A 14316-nucleotide genomic window follows, 5' to 3' on the forward strand; every position below is an offset into this window, starting at 1 on the left:
TCCATGAAAGCTGCTCAGCGGCTGAGTGCCGGGCTGACGCGTGCTGAGACTCTAGCTGAGCGCGGTCAAGTCGCAAATATCAGTGATTGAGTTTAGCCACCATTGCGGACGGCGAACCTGCGATTGATGCGCTTGCGTAAGGCGCTGGAGGAACGATATGACAACCTGCCAACCGACGCGCTGCTCGTTAAGGTGTTATCGATCCAAGAACAGGCTACGCTCGATTTAAATACGTCAAGCCAAGAGCAACATCAGGAGGCGAGTGCCGCGCTGGCGGTCGCTCAATGAGGTATAGCGTCTATCTACGGTCTGATTGGTGTACAGGCTCCGTCGCAATCTTCGCCTCGTCAGCATCATAGAGTTCTTCCTACTTCACTGAAGCAATCAGCAAGGCACGTTTTATCAAGCCAATGAAAAGATGCTTTCAGACCGGTGTCAATGTTCATGGGATCTTATATGCCTTTTTACGCCTTTGTGAAAAATACTTTTGATGGCATTATGCCTCGACTAACAAGCGCGTTTAGGAGAGCTTAATGAAAGATGATATGGAATCACGGAAACTCAGAGCCCGTTGGGATAAAGCATTTAGAGAATGGACAATCATAATCCTGTCTGCTGCATCTGCAGTCACTGCTTGGTCGGCACTCATCATTCTAGGCAAGCTTGGCCCCTTGGTCAGCTTCAATTTTCTGAGCGTGTCGCTCAGTGCGCTCTTGATACCAGTGTCGCTAATAGCCAAAGAGCTTTGGCTTGTAAGATCTATAGCTATTGTCGGTATGATCATCGTTATGGCTACTGCTTTCGTGAACCCGCCATGGGTTGTGAGTACGCAATAGCGTAAGATTGATGAGATCAAGGACAGTAGTTACAAGCTACTGAAAGCTTGAGATACGAACACGTCGCTGATGTCGTACAGTCCTGACTCGCTAAGTGAATCGCGTTCATCCGACCAAAGGCCCTCCATGAGAGCCTTTGGTTTTTATGCGACTCAATCGTAAGCGTTTTGTTAAGTCGCTAGATCTAAAGGATTGGCGGTGGCAAATCCAGCGAAGCTGACGTGATCTTTGCCCCTGTCTGCCAGCTACGATATCTTTTTGAGCACTCCCTCCCGCTCTAAGCCTTCGCCCCACAAGGATGTCTACCAAATGCTTTGTTCTATCATTCTGAACGGTAAGCATATGCCAACATAGCAATCAGCTGTAGTGGTAGCTGGGGAGTTCACTGACTTGCTGCTGGATTTCAACCACCCGCTCTGCGTCGTCCACAGGCCTGCTTCTCCGCACCTGGGGCGATCCCGAGAAGGTCAGTGGCATTAATGATGCCCTGCTCGCCGAAAAAACTGTCGTGTCAGGATAGTGAATACCCGCGAGAGATACCTTGGCTACGCCGGACACTCGGTCAAAGTAGGACAGGTAATGACAACCACCCGTTGTGCTTCATGAATGCGGAAAGTTGATGGCTGCTTTCCCTGTGACGTAGTGCTCTCGTGTGACGCGTTTGAGATCAAAATCGAATAGCGGATGGATCATGGGAGCTTTTTGAGGCGCGCTAGACCTTGCTTGATGTGGCCGGCGTTCTCGCCGATGGTATCAAGGGCGCCACGTACGTTATTTCCTAAATCCGCATGTCCGTGGGCTTCGATGTGGAGTGTCAGTTCCATCAGGCCAGCCTCTAAAGCGAGCTGGTTTTGGTACATTCTTTCCAGAACGTCTGATAACGAATATTCGCTTGCCATTTTCCCTCACCTCTCCTTGGAATCATCTGAGCATATCCGTTGTGGCACGACCTAGGGTATCAAGCGCATCTCGCGTAGTTTGTCGAACACATCGAAAAATGCTTGATCGCTCGCTTGGTAGGCAGTGAAGCCCATGGCACGGCTTTTCGACATATCCGTTACTACTTCGATTGGTCGACCGAGGTCTGCATCGGTATGCCATGGTGATATCAGGCGACCAATATCGGATTCTTTCAAGCCGTTCTCCGCGACTATTTGCATCCATACGGCTTGATCGTCAGCCATCTGCTTCTCAAGAGGGGAGAGTGAAGCGGGATAATCGGCGGCAGGCAAGTCGAAGTAGTCGGCAATTCGGCTCCACATCCATTTCCAACGAAATACATCGCCGTTAGTGACGTTGAATGCTTGATTGGCCGCAGCCGGTGTGGTGGCCGCCCACAGTTGTTGTTTCGCCAACTGCCGGGCGTCCGTCATATCGGTGAGGCTGTCCCACTGCACCCTTGATCCGGGAAACACAAAAGGGCGATTGGTCTGTTTGCAAATCGAGGCATAGACGGCGAGGGTAGTTGCCATGTTCATAGCATTACCTACAGCAACCCCGGTGACGGTATGCGGGCGATGAACGCTCCATGTGAAGCCGTCCTTTTCAGCAGCAACGAAGAGTTCGTCTTCTTGGGCGTAGTAGAAATTCTCAACGTCCAAACGACCCTGCTCTTCGCGGAACGGCGTTTGCGGGAGGCTGCCTTTTCCATAGGCTTCGAATGGGCCGAGGTAGTGTTTCAGGCCAGTGACCAATGCTACGTGCTCGACGCTCTTGGCTGGGCGAATGGCGGTGAGCACATTGCGAACCATGGCGGCATTAACGCGAATGTTTTCGGCCTCCGTGGCTTGCCGTGACCATGTGGTGATGAACACATGAGTAGGTTTCAGATCCGCAAGCGCATCTTCCAGCGAAGCTGGATCTTGGAGATCTGCCGCGACGGGGATCACGCCTTGCGATTGCGACGGGTGCCTCGATAGCGCGGCGACCTGCCACTTGTTGTCGATTAGTAACTGAGTGATTGCGCTGCCGACGATGCCACTGGCGCCCACAACCAAAGCTGTCTGGGTCATACGTTTCTCCTGGATTTAGATTTGGGAGTCCTCCTAAGTAACAGAGGTTCAACCTAAACCGGAGCCGTACGGGGGGCCGTCGTAAGAGGATGTCGAACACACCTCCCGAACTCCAGTATTTGGAGCGATGGTGTCTCCCGTTTTTAAGCGGACTCTCATGTAGCCCACCTTGCCATCAATATCTCGCCCAAAGCAGGGCTTTTGGGCCTACAGTCTTGAGTGTCGCTCACTGCGTAAGGAATACAAATGAACGCGTTGCCTTTAACCTCTGTGCCAAAGCACGTCAGCCTGCTGGGTTACGGCGGTCTGTTGCCGTTTATTTTTCTGGCGCTGCTGATCCCGTTCTCTCTCGAATATCGGCCATTGTTTGAAATTGCGCTTGTTAACTATGGCGCAGTCATCCTGAGCTTCGTCGGAGCCTTGCACTGGGGCTTCGCCATGAGCGTGCAAGACATAAGAGCCGAGCAGCGCTCCGACCGGTTTATCTGGAGTGTCATTCCTGCGCTTATTGCTTGGATTGCCACGTTATTGCCAATGCCATTGGGTTGCTTGCTGTTGGTCATCGGCTTTGTTGTCCACCTCCGGCAGGACAGGCAGCTGTTGCGGGTTATGAGCTTGCCCGTCTGGTACCTGCCGATGCGATTACGGCTTACGTTCGTGGCGAGCGTCTGCTTGCTGCTTGCCGCGCTCGTTGAGGCGCTTCATTCGTGAAGTCTCGTGTGCCCGACTCACTTCCATCCAAGCACCGCGTCTGAATTAAGACGAGGCTGTTGGGCCTCTTGGCTCGTGGAAAGGTGACATGGGGTCAGTAGCAAGCGGAGCGCGCAGGCGGGAGGATGGAAGCCCACAGGGCCAAGACTCGGCAACGGCGAGGCTTGGTTCACGACAGCCGTCCTCGCAGAGGCAAGCTCGACATTGGCTCCCTAGAGCGCCTTCAGGAGACGCTCAAGCGTCTGATGTTCCCATGTGCTGAGCAACGCAATGGGATCTGTTCCAAATCTATCACCCGCGTCAAACGACCATCGCCGTCCATCCGGACTGACGCATTCTTCGCAGTAGTCGAGCGTGTCACAGTCGCTGTAGATTGATATCCGCCAACCCTCGACGCTCACCACGAAATAGCCCGCATAAATCTCATCCCAAGATGCCTGGCTCACCTTGGTCATCATCCGTCGCTCGAAGGTGACCTCCCGCAATACTTGGCATACCTCTCTCGCTGACAGCTCAGCCGCAGTGCTATTGCTGACGCTACTTACCTGGGATGAACGAGCTGCCGCTCTGGCCTCTTCTAGCCTTTGCTCAGCGTACATAGCCGGATCATCAACTGGCAGTGGATAGCCTGCAGCTGAGAGAGCTTCGGCGCGCTCTTCAATGAGCAGGCGCTCAGGATCACGAACGACTTGATAGGCTCTGCCCGGCGCGCGCCAAGTGGAGTCCATTCGTGGCTCCCTAGGGGCTGACCGGCTTAGTCTCCAACCGGCATCGTCGGGAGATTTCGAAAGCAGGCACTCACCGCAGTTGGGCACGTGGTTTGCGATCTCATACTCACGCCAGTCCACCATAGCTACGCCATCAATTCCGAGCGGTTTGCGCTCAATCAGCCAGGCTACAGCGTTAATGAACTGGCCATGAGAGTACGCAACGATGTCTTGGGCGGGATGTTCAGCAAGACGCTTCAGGCAAGACCGGGCTCGAGATATAAAATCTAGGAATGACTCTGCGCCTTCACCGTCCGTGAGCGCCGGGTCTGCCTTGGCCCAATACGCCTCCACCCATTCGCGCCGATCAGCGACGGTTGTGCTAGTGCACCGCGCGGGTTCAAGGTAAGTGAATTCTTGGATGGGCCAAGTTTCAAAAGGGATATGAGAAAACACCGCTGCGGTCGCCATAGCGGTTGAATGCGCTCGGGTGAAAGGCGAGGCAACTATCAGAGCCGGAGGATGGTTGAACGACAGGGCCACCAGGTGCGCTTGCTCGAATCCTTTCGGAGTCAGAGGAATGGTCGAGTGATCTAAAGTGGCTTGGCCCGCGTTCGCAGCGCTCTCTCCATGTCGTATTAGTCTCACATGCTTCATTTACGAAATACTCGCACAGATTCGGCCATCATTTCTCTTAGATCCCCAAGGTTCCTTCCTCAATGGCCATCTATCAAGTGACCAAAACCGTATTGTCCACCCCGCGACTGCACCTTCCAACAGAAATATGAACAGACAGGATGACTACACTCCATTGCGCAGTGCTGAAGGTATCCCTGGAGTTTCTTCCGTCGATGGAAATAACGAGAGCAAGCGGAGCGCGCAGGCCAGTAAGGCCGGAGACGCGAGGATGGAAGCCCAGAGGGCCATGACTTGGCGTCAGCCATGGCATGGTTTACGACAGCCGACCCGATAGGGCGCGCCATAAATTGGGATTTGCTTAGATTGTAGGATTGCTGATGTTCTGCAGGCTTATGTATTCCAATATTTCTGGACTGTGCTTCTGGCAATACCGAGCTTTTCAGCGATTGTTTTTCTGTCGAAACCTTGCGCTTTCAGGACTCGAACGTAGTCCGCTTTAAGCGGCTGCTTAGGCTTACCTTGGGAGCGCTTGATAAGCTTTCCATCACTGAATTGCTCCTCTACCAACTGCCACCCACCGGACATCTCGAATTCCCTGATTCGCAAGGCAGTACGTTGCAACGCTTCTGAAGGAAGTTCTTCACCCTGTGCAGCAATGACGAGAGTGACCATAGTCAAGAGGTCTAGGCCTAGATAGTCAGCGATCTCGTCCAGTTTCTCCAACGTCGCGTTCGCTCGGGCCTGCTCAAGCTTCCCCACGTACGTTCTGTGCGTTGCCCCCGCCAACTCTTCGTAACTCAACCCCTGATGAGCACGAGCTCCACGCAATGCTCCTGCCAGCGCTTCTTTCAGATGCATGAGTCGGATCCTCAAAACTGAGGATAGAGCCACGGCAAGCGTGTTTCGATAAACAGACTATGGTGATATTATCGTGGCATTAGGTTTGTCAGGCGGTCGTCGATCAAGGCGCCACGGTGTCAGGAGCGATGGTTTGATCAGGAGAGCGGGTGGTGGGACATGGCTCGGTGGCCTTGATGCGAGCCGCTCCATAGAGCGTGCATTGGATAGCCTCCGCATGCCTCCCTGCAACCATCATAGAAGGCTTCCTGGCATGAACTGAATGCGGTTTTTTAAGCGAAGGCAGGGATAGTGAGTGATGAAGTTCGATTGCGTGAAAGTTTCAGGAAAAGTTGACTACGTCCGATCTGTTGATCGAATGAACGGCGGACATAAAGCTAAAGTCAGCATTGATGGTGCAGTTATCCCGAATTTGCAAGTGTCGAACAAGTTTTACGAAGAGTTAGAGGTCGGCGAGAGTGTAACTCTGTATGGCTTGTTTAAAAGAAATAATGACAAAGAAAAAAACACAGGCATTTTGTACGGCTTAGCAAAGCAAAACGGCGAGAAATCATTTGCAACCCAGTATAGATATCAAGTCCCGCTTTTCCTGACGGTCACTGCGGCCATCGCATTTTGCTTAACTTTCGTCGCCGGCTGGATAGCTTCGATATTTCCAGTGCTGTTTTTCTTCGGAGAAAATTCAGATTATATGTATACCACTACCGTATTTGCAGTAATTGAGTCGAGCTTGGTTGCCGCTTTTTTCCTGTGGAGGGCATTGGTGATGTTCAACGCTACGTCTGATCCTGAAGCTTGGGAAGCTACCGAAGCCGCAGCTCTATCGAGTCGCTTCAGTAAGCTCCACAAGTAATAGTCCTGTACGTAGGGCACGATTACACCAGCCCGGCTACAGGATCGCTGCGCCAGACTTTCCTTTCCTAGCGAGTATCGGGCAAGCGGAGCGCGCAGGCGTGCTGGATGAGCGCCCAACGGGCTGAGACGCGGCGCAGCCGTGGCTCAGTTCTCGCCAGCCTTCCGTCGCAGGCGGCACGCCATAACCACCGCCCAGCTTTGTGAAAAGGAGGCTGAAATGACCTGCGATTTACTCCTCGAGCGTGAAAGAACTAGGCGAAGAACTCTGTGGGCGCTTGCCAGCCTCCACCCCGGTGATTCAAATGCATCCGACCTCCTTGCCATCCTCGATGATCTCGATGATCAAGAGCGAAACGACACTGCCTGTAGCGATAAGCTATTCGAACTCATTGAGGTTCGTAACTCTGCCTCGGTGATGCGCCATAACTCCGGAATCGACATCATTTTAGAGCAGACTATTCCGCAACCCTGGAGAGAGCGTTTCCACCAAGCAAGCATCGGGTCGACCAGGTTGGTTGATGGGCATTACGGTGCAGACTGGGATAAGTTTCTGACTGAATGGGAGCGTGAGATGCAGCATCTGAAAAATCACCGAGCTGCACAGGCTCCTACCAGCTAGAGCGGCTGGTTCGAGCGATGGCGGCGCAAGCACACAAGCAGTCGGTGGAGCCGCTCAAAATCGCAGCCTTCAAGCAGGAGCAGCAAGGTGGAACGGCCTTCGTTTTTTATTGATTTTGAAGCCTCTGGAATAGCTCCTGATAGCTATCCTATCGAGGTCGCCGTCGTGTCGAGTGAGAACTCCTTCAGCTCGCTTATCAAGCCAGTCCGGTACTGGACGCACTGGTCGTTCGATGCGCAAGACATGCATGGTCTCACTCAGGATCATTTGCTTCAGGAAGGCGATACCCCAGTCGCTGTTGCGACAAATATGAATCAGCTGTTTTCAGGCCACGTGCTTTGCAGCGACTCACCTCAAGACAGTTTTTGGTTCGATGTGCTTTTCGAGGCCGCAGATCTGATGCCCACCTTCGAGTTGAAGCCTTTGGAGGCATTTGTAGGCCGGGAGGCTGCCAGTGAAATCTACAGGCGACTGCCGACAATTAGGCCCCATCGAGCTCTGCATGACGCGACTGCTCTGATGAACGCCTGCCGTGCTTTTTTCGAAGCTTGAACTACTTTGCTGGACGGTTATCTGAAACCGCCCGGCCAAGTTATCTATTCGTAGATCCAGAGGTGACACACGTGCTCGATATTCTCGAGCGAGACATCCTGCCCTCCCGTGGACGGCTTTAGCTCATTAATCAATCGGCTGGTGAGCCTGATGCCAGATTTGCCTGCGCCCACTCCTGAGCGGTCGTGACTTGAATCGAATGCTGCGCATTGAAGGTGTTGGCTTTTGGCCAAGCCACACCTCTGCCTTGGGCGAATACAGCGCGATACTTCTTGATGTGATGCGTTGGATCTTTCTCCAACTCTTTGAGCAAGTACGGAACAGTCCACACGTTACGTTTGAATGGACGGCCCAGTACGCGTTCGAGAAGGCTCGCAACCTCTCCATACGTCACTGTGTCTCCTGAGAGATAAACGATTTCATTGTTAAAGCGCGGTTCGAAAAAAACGATTTTCGCTGTCAATGCACCGATGTCGTCTGGAGTCGTGAGTGTCACGCTGGTCTCGAGGCTACCAAGCGCGTTGACGGTATCGTTTTCCAAATCAACCACCTCGAATACAGGCTCGAACAGGAAGCTGGTGAACATACCCGTCGAGATGATCACCCATTCAGTTTTATCCTGGGCACGAAGCAATTCGCGGACATCAAGCTGAGCATCGAACAGATCCTGAGGACTGCCCCGACCGATTACTTCGAAGTCGACACCAAACTGCCACGGGAAGTAGCGCTTCACACCGGACTTGAGCGCAGCGGTAGCCAGCTTCATCGGAGTTTCCCGGCCTGCGACCATGCCCGCACAGCCTATTACGGTATCGAAGCGTGCGAATACCTCAGCCAGTTGATCGATAGAGTCGTGCACAAGGTCTGCGGCCACCATCTGGATGCCTAGGCCACGAAGCCCATCGATTTCGGCCTTTTTCTCAGGCACTTGAGTGTTGATGGTCGAGTCCCTGAGAAGGACGCTGATTGTGGAACCGGGCGCGCGCACTGCCACGCTCGCGAGATTGCGCAAGACCGGGAGCCCAAGCTCACCGGCGCCTAGAACCAGAATGGATTGCGGGGAAAATTGGGTCACTTCGGTCATGATTTCTCCTGAGACCTGTTGCCTGTAAGATGAACCAATGCTTGCACGATTAGGCAGCGCTCGTAAGAAGGCACACCTGTGATACCAGACAAAGAAATGACCGATCAGGAGGCTCTCAGCCAGGCAGAGATAATCTGCCGAACGTTGAGAGAAGACGATGATGGTGTCAGACGGGAAGTGCTTGCTCATGCAGGCAGCCGCTGGTCGTTGGGCATCCTGCACGCCTTGGGGGTGTACGGCACCATGCGTCATGCCGAAATAAAAAGGCAGATGACTGGTGTAACTCAGCGGATGTTGACCAAGACGCTACGCTCCATGGAGCGAGATGGCCTAGTGGTTCGCCGCGAGTTCGGTGAGGTTCCGCCACGTGTCGAGTATGAGCTGACTCCGCTCGGTATGGGGCTGTTGGTTCGTATGTCCCCTATCTGGACTTGGGTAGTCTCGAACGTCGAGGATTTCCGCAAGGCACGGCAGATTTTCGACAGCCAGGTTGATAAGAAACCTGAATGGCAAATACCCACGTCGATTCCATTGGATTGAGAACCGCCTCGATAATCATTGCTCACACCGCCCGAATGGGCCTGCAACCATTGGCAAAGTCGTTGCTGTTCAAGCTTTCTCGCCACCTGCGCTCGCAGGCTCGCCAACCGTCCCTGAGATATTCACACGTATTCAGCCCATCGAAGCGCGTCGACTGGATAAGACTCATGATCACGGTCGGCTCGGCAGTTGCCACGCAGGGAGTCGACGACAGCCAATTGGATTGTTCAAGCGCCTAGCTGAAGGTTTGTGTACGCAACCACACTTCTACTTTTTGCCATCGGCCAACCTCGGAAAGCTTTGACCTTGCTGTATCTAGAGTCTCAAGCAGTCGCTGTCTTTCCGCACGAGAGGGGAACCAATCATCAATCTCGACGCTGCAGTGTTTGGACTCGCTGAATGCCCATCTCACGATCATGTCCGCAGCGGCTCTGCAGTGATCCGCCATGTACAGCCGCCGCCCTTCAACAGACCATCCACGCTTTGCTAGCTCATCGGTCACGTCGATGACGCTAAGGTCGCCAAGTAGACTGTGGTGTCAGGATAATGGATACCTGCCAACGAGACCTCGCCACGTCGGACTCCCGATCATAATAGGAAAGGAAATGCCACGCACCCGTGGTGCTTCCAGGATCTGGAAAATTGATGGCGGCCTTGCCTGTTATGTAGTTTTCGCGGGATGCGCGTTTGAGGTCAAAGTCGAACAGAGGCTGCTTCATGTAAGTTTCCGTAACCGAATCAGCCTTTGATGTATTCCATGCGCTTATCGATCGTCTTCATCCAGCTCTGCGATCAGCTAGACGCTTGGCCTTCGAGGGGGAGTGTTCCATTTGGCGACGGAATTTTAAACGATCATTTTTCTCTTGCTCGCTCGTATTGTGAGGCTACCCGCGCGGCTGCATAAGCGGCGGAAAACTCAGTTTGTTCAAACGCATCCTGTATGAGGCTCGCGTTGAGAGCAGAGAACACTCGATGGCCCTCACCAGGCTCAACAGCTTCTAATTGGGCACAATGGGTACCTAAGAGTCGGATCGCTTCTCTCTCGCAAGACTCGTCCATCCTGGTGCCGTGGTGGGACTCTACCAATAGCATGTAGATCGTCCAGATTCTTCTTGCAGAAGTCTTCGTCAAGTCTTCATCTAGACCTGCCATCAGTATCAGGAGAGTTATTGCCTGGAGGCCGTGAGGGGGAGCATCCTTTTTCATGGCCGCTTTGACATACCAGTGCCTCAACAGCGCAGCCAGTCCGATGTCGGATAGCGACCGCTCTATAACGAGAGCGCGAAGCACAGCAGCAGCATGTGCCAGTGATTGCTCAAATGGTGAGCGATAGTCCCACAGCGCTGAGGCTATAGAAATAAATCCGGGTTCCGCATCAAGCATTTCCACGGCTAGACGTACGCTCTTGGCCGAACTTAGTAACGGAGGGAGAAGCACCATAATATCGGGTAGATGCACAACTACACCGACACGCCACTCACAGAGTTGCGCCATTTTGCGGGCCTTATCAATAGGGGTAATCAGTCCTACCTCTACCAGCGCGGCCAAGACATCAAGTGTGCAGATTCCATTAGGATCGGACTTTCCGGCACAAAAAATTCGGAAAGCAAAGTCATCAGAGTAAAGTCTGAACCGTTCGGGCTCTGCCGCGCAGATCTCTACAATCTGTGTATTGCTTCGGCCAACCGGTGCAGTATTAGAGGCCCTGTTGACTCCTCCTGACGACGACGGCTGCAGAATTGAAGCGAGATGGGGCTTCAAGGACTTTTGTAGGCCCAGGCACTTGCCACGCATTGGACTTCCATACATCGGGTTCGTGAACTCTGCAAGCTCCTCCATGGTGGCTTTGGATATCGCAATTTTCCCGAAGAAATTGACAACGGGTTCGATCAATTCCAAATCGTAGAGTACGAGCAGTGCCGTCCAGTCCAGTAAGGGAACAAGTTGCCGTAGAGCCTCAGCACCAAGAGGCTGCCAAGCAAGCTCGCTATTCATGGAAAGATGGTACTTTCGATCATCACGGCTCGACACCTTCGCAGTTTCCCAGAGGTGCACGACATCGCAGATGGAGGACAGAACAAATCGAGGACGCCATGAGAACGGAATGACTGTGAAACCTTGCTGCAATCCGTATTCAAGCCGACTCTGGAGCGCTTCCTGATCTGCGGTTATGCCTATAAGAGACTTGAGACTTTCTACCAACTCTGTGGCAGAAGAACCCTCCCGAATTTCCCCTCTCCTAAGCATTCGAGAATTGGGGAATTTCTGGAAAAACGCATTTGCGCGTGTCTGAAATTGCTCACGATCGCTGGCAAGATCGAGGTCAGTGATCGCTAACGTGGAGCTCAAATGCATCATCAGGTAGGCGCCTTCCTGGCTCTCCACATTTTGATCCACCAAGTCACCTGCCCGAATAGCAAGCTCAACAAGCCTGCTGCTGGTCTGATCCCCAAATTGGATGAGTGTAAACAGTAATTTCACACACTCTAGCCGTTCATGTTTGGTTTCTGCGGCTTCAAATACCTTCTCCGCCGCCTCCACGGCGTCCTCAACGTAGCCACACCTTGTAGCGATAGTTACGTAAGTGTTGAGTGCAACCTGATCGTCAGTTCCTTTGGCTAAAATGCCCTGCAATCGGTCTCGTGCTTGTTCTGTTTCTCCAAGATGATCGAGTGCCAATGCTTCGAAGGCTGCCATCCGATCCCCAGGCTCAGCCCGAACCCTTTTGCTCTGACAGAGTTCTAGAAGTGCCTGCCAGTCTTTCAGCGTCACCAACGCGATCCCCAATCGGGCTGCCATCTCTGGAGAAAGCAACAAGTGCTCTGTGATTTTCTCGCATAGACGCACGCACAGCACCGCATACTCAAGATCTGTAGGATCAGCCTCCTGGAATAGGGTGAGCGCAATGCTCAGAGGTCGGCCCAGCTCTTCATAGCGGGAATGCAAAGATTTCCATGCATCTTCCTTCGCCAGCCTGCTCACCTCTAGGGCAATGTAAAACTCTGAGAGTGCGGCTTGATCTCTCAGGTCTGGATGCGACTGTAGTTCTTCGATCCACTGTTTTACAAAGGTAGGCTGAGCCATCTTATGGGCTGAAAGGGAGGCAGCGATTGCTGCGGGCCCGAATAAAGGATGGCCTCTATCCAAAGACTCTATACATGCCCTGAAGCCTTGCCAGCAAAGCCTAAACTTGCGTGTCTCGTAAAGCAGCAGGATGTTCCACAGTTGTTTTTCGGAAGACTCAGGCAATTGGTCGTTTGCCGCTAGAGCAAGATCAAAGTCTTTTAACTGGGCAGCGACGCTTCTCAAAGCCTCCTGAATATTTGGTAGGCCCGGACGTGTACGCGTCGCTTCAATGAGGTCTGCAAGTATGCTTCGGCCCTTTCCGAGTGCTAAGGCGGTTGCAGCCCATATGTCCGCAATCTGCTCAATATTTGAGTCCCAGCCCACCGCCTTGATAGAAGTGACAGCATCGGTGATTGCTGTCCAAGCACTCTCTAGCGCCTGCCGATCTACGCCAGGCAGACCGGACGGCGGGATGACGTCTTTACTGATCGTGCTGGCTGTAGCAACCGCGAGAGTAAATTTGGAGCGGGCCCTAAGTAGCAGCAACAGCTGGTAGGAATCATGAGATCTGTCGCATACATCTAGGCCCGCCTCGGAGTCAGCTAATGCACTATCTGGATCGCCGGACAGCCAGTGCGCGAAGGCTCTTGCGAACGACCTCTTAGGCTCTGGCAGGTGATCTGCAATCTCAAGCGAAAGTTTGTAGTTCCCTTGAACCGCGTGCAGCCTCGATCTAGTCCCGATGATTACGGGGGCATCGCCCTCCAGCAAGGCGTGTAGCTCTGAGAGCGATTCTGGCCTAGTTTCGAATCTAATCCGAATTTCCGCTTCCACTTGTGCTGCAAGGTATTTGGGAAGGTTGTTTTCCTCATACGCGTTGCGATAGGCAACAACTGCTGCTTGATCAGCGCCCGACTCAACGTGCCAGTTTCCGCGTAAGCACCAGTATTCGCCAAGCTCCAATTCCGTCGCTTTTGCCAACATGGACTCGGCTTGATCTAGCTGATGCAGAGCTCTCTCCAAAGCATTGATACGCAGCTCAGCCCTGGCTTGGGTCAGATGCCAAGCAAGTGTGCCCGGCGCAGGGTTAATCCAATGCTCGTCTTTGGGGCCTGCAAGGGCCTCTATGAAGGTCACGCCTCTAGCTGCAACTCCTTGAACGGCACTTTGAACCAATATCAGACGATTTTCTGAATCCAGTGCAGGATGGGTTTGTTCCGCTTTTGCGCTCAGGGCATGCCCTGCTCGGGACAGCTCATTCTGATAGCGAATTTCTTCAGAAAGGTCGGTAGATGACGTGAGACGATTTTTTACCGGAACCCGAAGGGTGACGTATTTCTGCTCCTCAGGCAGCTCAGCTACATTAACGCGCAGCAGCTCATCTCTGATCCAAACGTAGTAGAGCCTGCAATCGACAGGATCCGGATCGACGGAAAGATCACAGATCACCAAGAGCAGGGGCTCCACCGCTCGGTCATAAAAGCGGACAGTCGATGCCTTCAGTGCTATGGAAAGATATTCCCCATCCGCCGTAATGTTAGGGGAACGAGTGCCTTTCAACTGAATGCGAAAAATATCCGTTGCTTGTTGATTTGGCGTAGTTTGGACTTGGTAGTCGAAGCCATAATCGTCCGTCCCACCTAGGCTCTTTAGTCGCCAATTCCTGGGTGTACGTGCCATTAGGCAACGATCGGCATCAGCATCAATATCGTGCTGATCCCCCGTCATTGGTAGAGGCCCTTCAACTGGCATGAGGTTTCCTCGGCATAGCTAAAAGAAATTTTGGCAGCCGCTTTCTCGGCTCTCGCCCGTTTGCCCCTAGGATTGTCGGAGAGAT

Annotated in this window: 12 protein-coding genes and 3 pseudogenes; 6 read left to right on the forward strand and 9 right to left on the reverse strand. The window is 53.0% G+C overall.

Features of this window, described 5'->3' with window-relative positions:
• Window positions 1–533: 533 nt before the first annotated feature.
• Window positions 534–836, forward strand: coding sequence for a hypothetical protein (locus KVG91_RS21305; protein WP_169378895.1), 303 nt, complete (start codon window positions 534–536; stop codon window positions 834–836).
• Window positions 837–1296: 460 nt separating this feature from the next.
• Here the strand turns inward: KVG91_RS21305 and KVG91_RS27655 are convergent.
• The 3 genes and pseudogenes from KVG91_RS27655 to KVG91_RS21315 all read right to left on the reverse strand — a co-directional run.
• A pseudogene (locus KVG91_RS27655) lies at window positions 1297–1529 on the reverse strand (hypothetical protein); the annotation flags it as partial.
• Window positions 1526–1735 carry a hypothetical protein gene (locus KVG91_RS21310; RefSeq protein WP_169378896.1) on the reverse strand — a complete coding sequence of 70 codons (210 nt, stop codon included), beginning with the start codon at window positions 1733–1735 and terminating at the stop codon, window positions 1526–1528. The pseudogene KVG91_RS27655 and the gene KVG91_RS21310, both read right to left, overlap by 4 nt.
• Before the next feature lie 51 nt (window positions 1736–1786).
• Window positions 1787–2848, reverse strand: a complete 1062-nt coding sequence (locus KVG91_RS21315) for an SDR family oxidoreductase (protein ID WP_169378897.1) — start codon at window positions 2846–2848, stop codon at window positions 1787–1789.
• Window positions 2849–3094: 246 nt separating this feature from the next.
• Here KVG91_RS21315 and KVG91_RS21320 point away from each other — a divergent pair, with 246 nt between their 5' ends.
• Entirely contained in the window at window positions 3095–3559 is a 465-nt protein-coding gene (locus KVG91_RS21320; protein ID WP_169378898.1) for a DUF3429 domain-containing protein, read from the forward strand.
• A 212-nt stretch (window positions 3560–3771) separates the two neighbouring features.
• Here the strand turns inward: KVG91_RS21320 and KVG91_RS28235 are convergent, their stop codons facing one another.
• The 3 genes and pseudogenes from KVG91_RS28235 to KVG91_RS21330 form a co-directional block, all read right to left on the reverse strand.
• Complete coding sequence (locus tag KVG91_RS28235) at window positions 3772–4071, reverse strand: DUF7693 family protein (RefSeq protein ID WP_450091395.1); 300 nt, start codon at window positions 4069–4071, stop codon at window positions 3772–3774.
• Between the two features lie 243 nt (window positions 4072–4314).
• Window positions 4315–4923 (reverse strand): annotated as a pseudogene (locus KVG91_RS27665) (histidine phosphatase family protein); the annotation flags it as partial.
• A 372-nt stretch (window positions 4924–5295) separates the two neighbouring features.
• A complete protein-coding gene (locus KVG91_RS21330; protein WP_169378900.1) occupies window positions 5296–5763 on the reverse strand; it encodes a helix-turn-helix domain-containing protein in 468 nt (155 codons plus the stop codon).
• A gap of 298 nt (window positions 5764–6061) precedes the next feature.
• Here KVG91_RS21330 and KVG91_RS21335 point away from each other — a divergent pair, with 298 nt between their 5' ends.
• The 3 genes from KVG91_RS21335 to KVG91_RS21345 all read left to right on the forward strand — a co-directional run bounded on the left by KVG91_RS21335 (window position 6062) and on the right by KVG91_RS21345 (window position 7789).
• Complete coding sequence (locus KVG91_RS21335; RefSeq protein WP_178115334.1) at window positions 6062–6616, forward strand: hypothetical protein; 555 nt, start codon at window positions 6062–6064, stop codon at window positions 6614–6616.
• Between the two features lie 219 nt (window positions 6617–6835).
• Complete coding sequence (locus tag KVG91_RS21340) at window positions 6836–7237, forward strand: hypothetical protein (RefSeq protein WP_169378902.1); 402 nt, start codon at window positions 6836–6838, stop codon at window positions 7235–7237.
• A gap of 87 nt (window positions 7238–7324) precedes the next feature.
• On the forward strand, window positions 7325–7789 hold the full coding sequence (locus KVG91_RS21345; RefSeq protein WP_169378903.1) for a 3'-5' exonuclease family protein: 465 nt from the start codon (window positions 7325–7327) through the stop codon (window positions 7787–7789).
• Between the two features lie 130 nt (window positions 7790–7919).
• Here the strand turns inward: KVG91_RS21345 and KVG91_RS21350 are convergent, their stop codons facing one another.
• Window positions 7920–8873 (reverse strand): aromatic alcohol reductase, encoded by a 954-nt coding sequence (locus tag KVG91_RS21350; RefSeq protein ID WP_169378904.1) that lies wholly within the window; start codon window positions 8871–8873, stop codon window positions 7920–7922.
• Window positions 8874–8969: 96 nt separating this feature from the next.
• Between KVG91_RS21350 and KVG91_RS21355 the strand changes: the two genes are divergently transcribed.
• Window positions 8970–9413 (forward strand): winged helix-turn-helix transcriptional regulator, encoded by a 444-nt coding sequence (locus KVG91_RS21355; RefSeq protein WP_169378905.1) that lies wholly within the window; start codon window positions 8970–8972, stop codon window positions 9411–9413.
• Window positions 9414–9648: 235 nt separating this feature from the next.
• On the opposite strand, the pseudogene KVG91_RS27670 reads toward KVG91_RS21355, so the two are convergent.
• Window positions 9649–10132, reverse strand: a pseudogene (locus KVG91_RS27670) (hypothetical protein).
• Between the two features lie 133 nt (window positions 10133–10265).
• A complete protein-coding gene (locus KVG91_RS21360; protein ID WP_169378906.1) occupies window positions 10266–14231 on the reverse strand; it encodes a DUF4365 domain-containing protein in 3966 nt (1321 codons plus the stop codon).
• Between the last annotated feature and the right edge of the window lie 85 nt (window positions 14232–14316).

It is taken from the genome of Pseudomonas azadiae, assembly GCF_019145355.1.
Lineage (GTDB): Bacteria > Pseudomonadota > Gammaproteobacteria > Pseudomonadales > Pseudomonadaceae > Aquipseudomonas > Aquipseudomonas azadiae.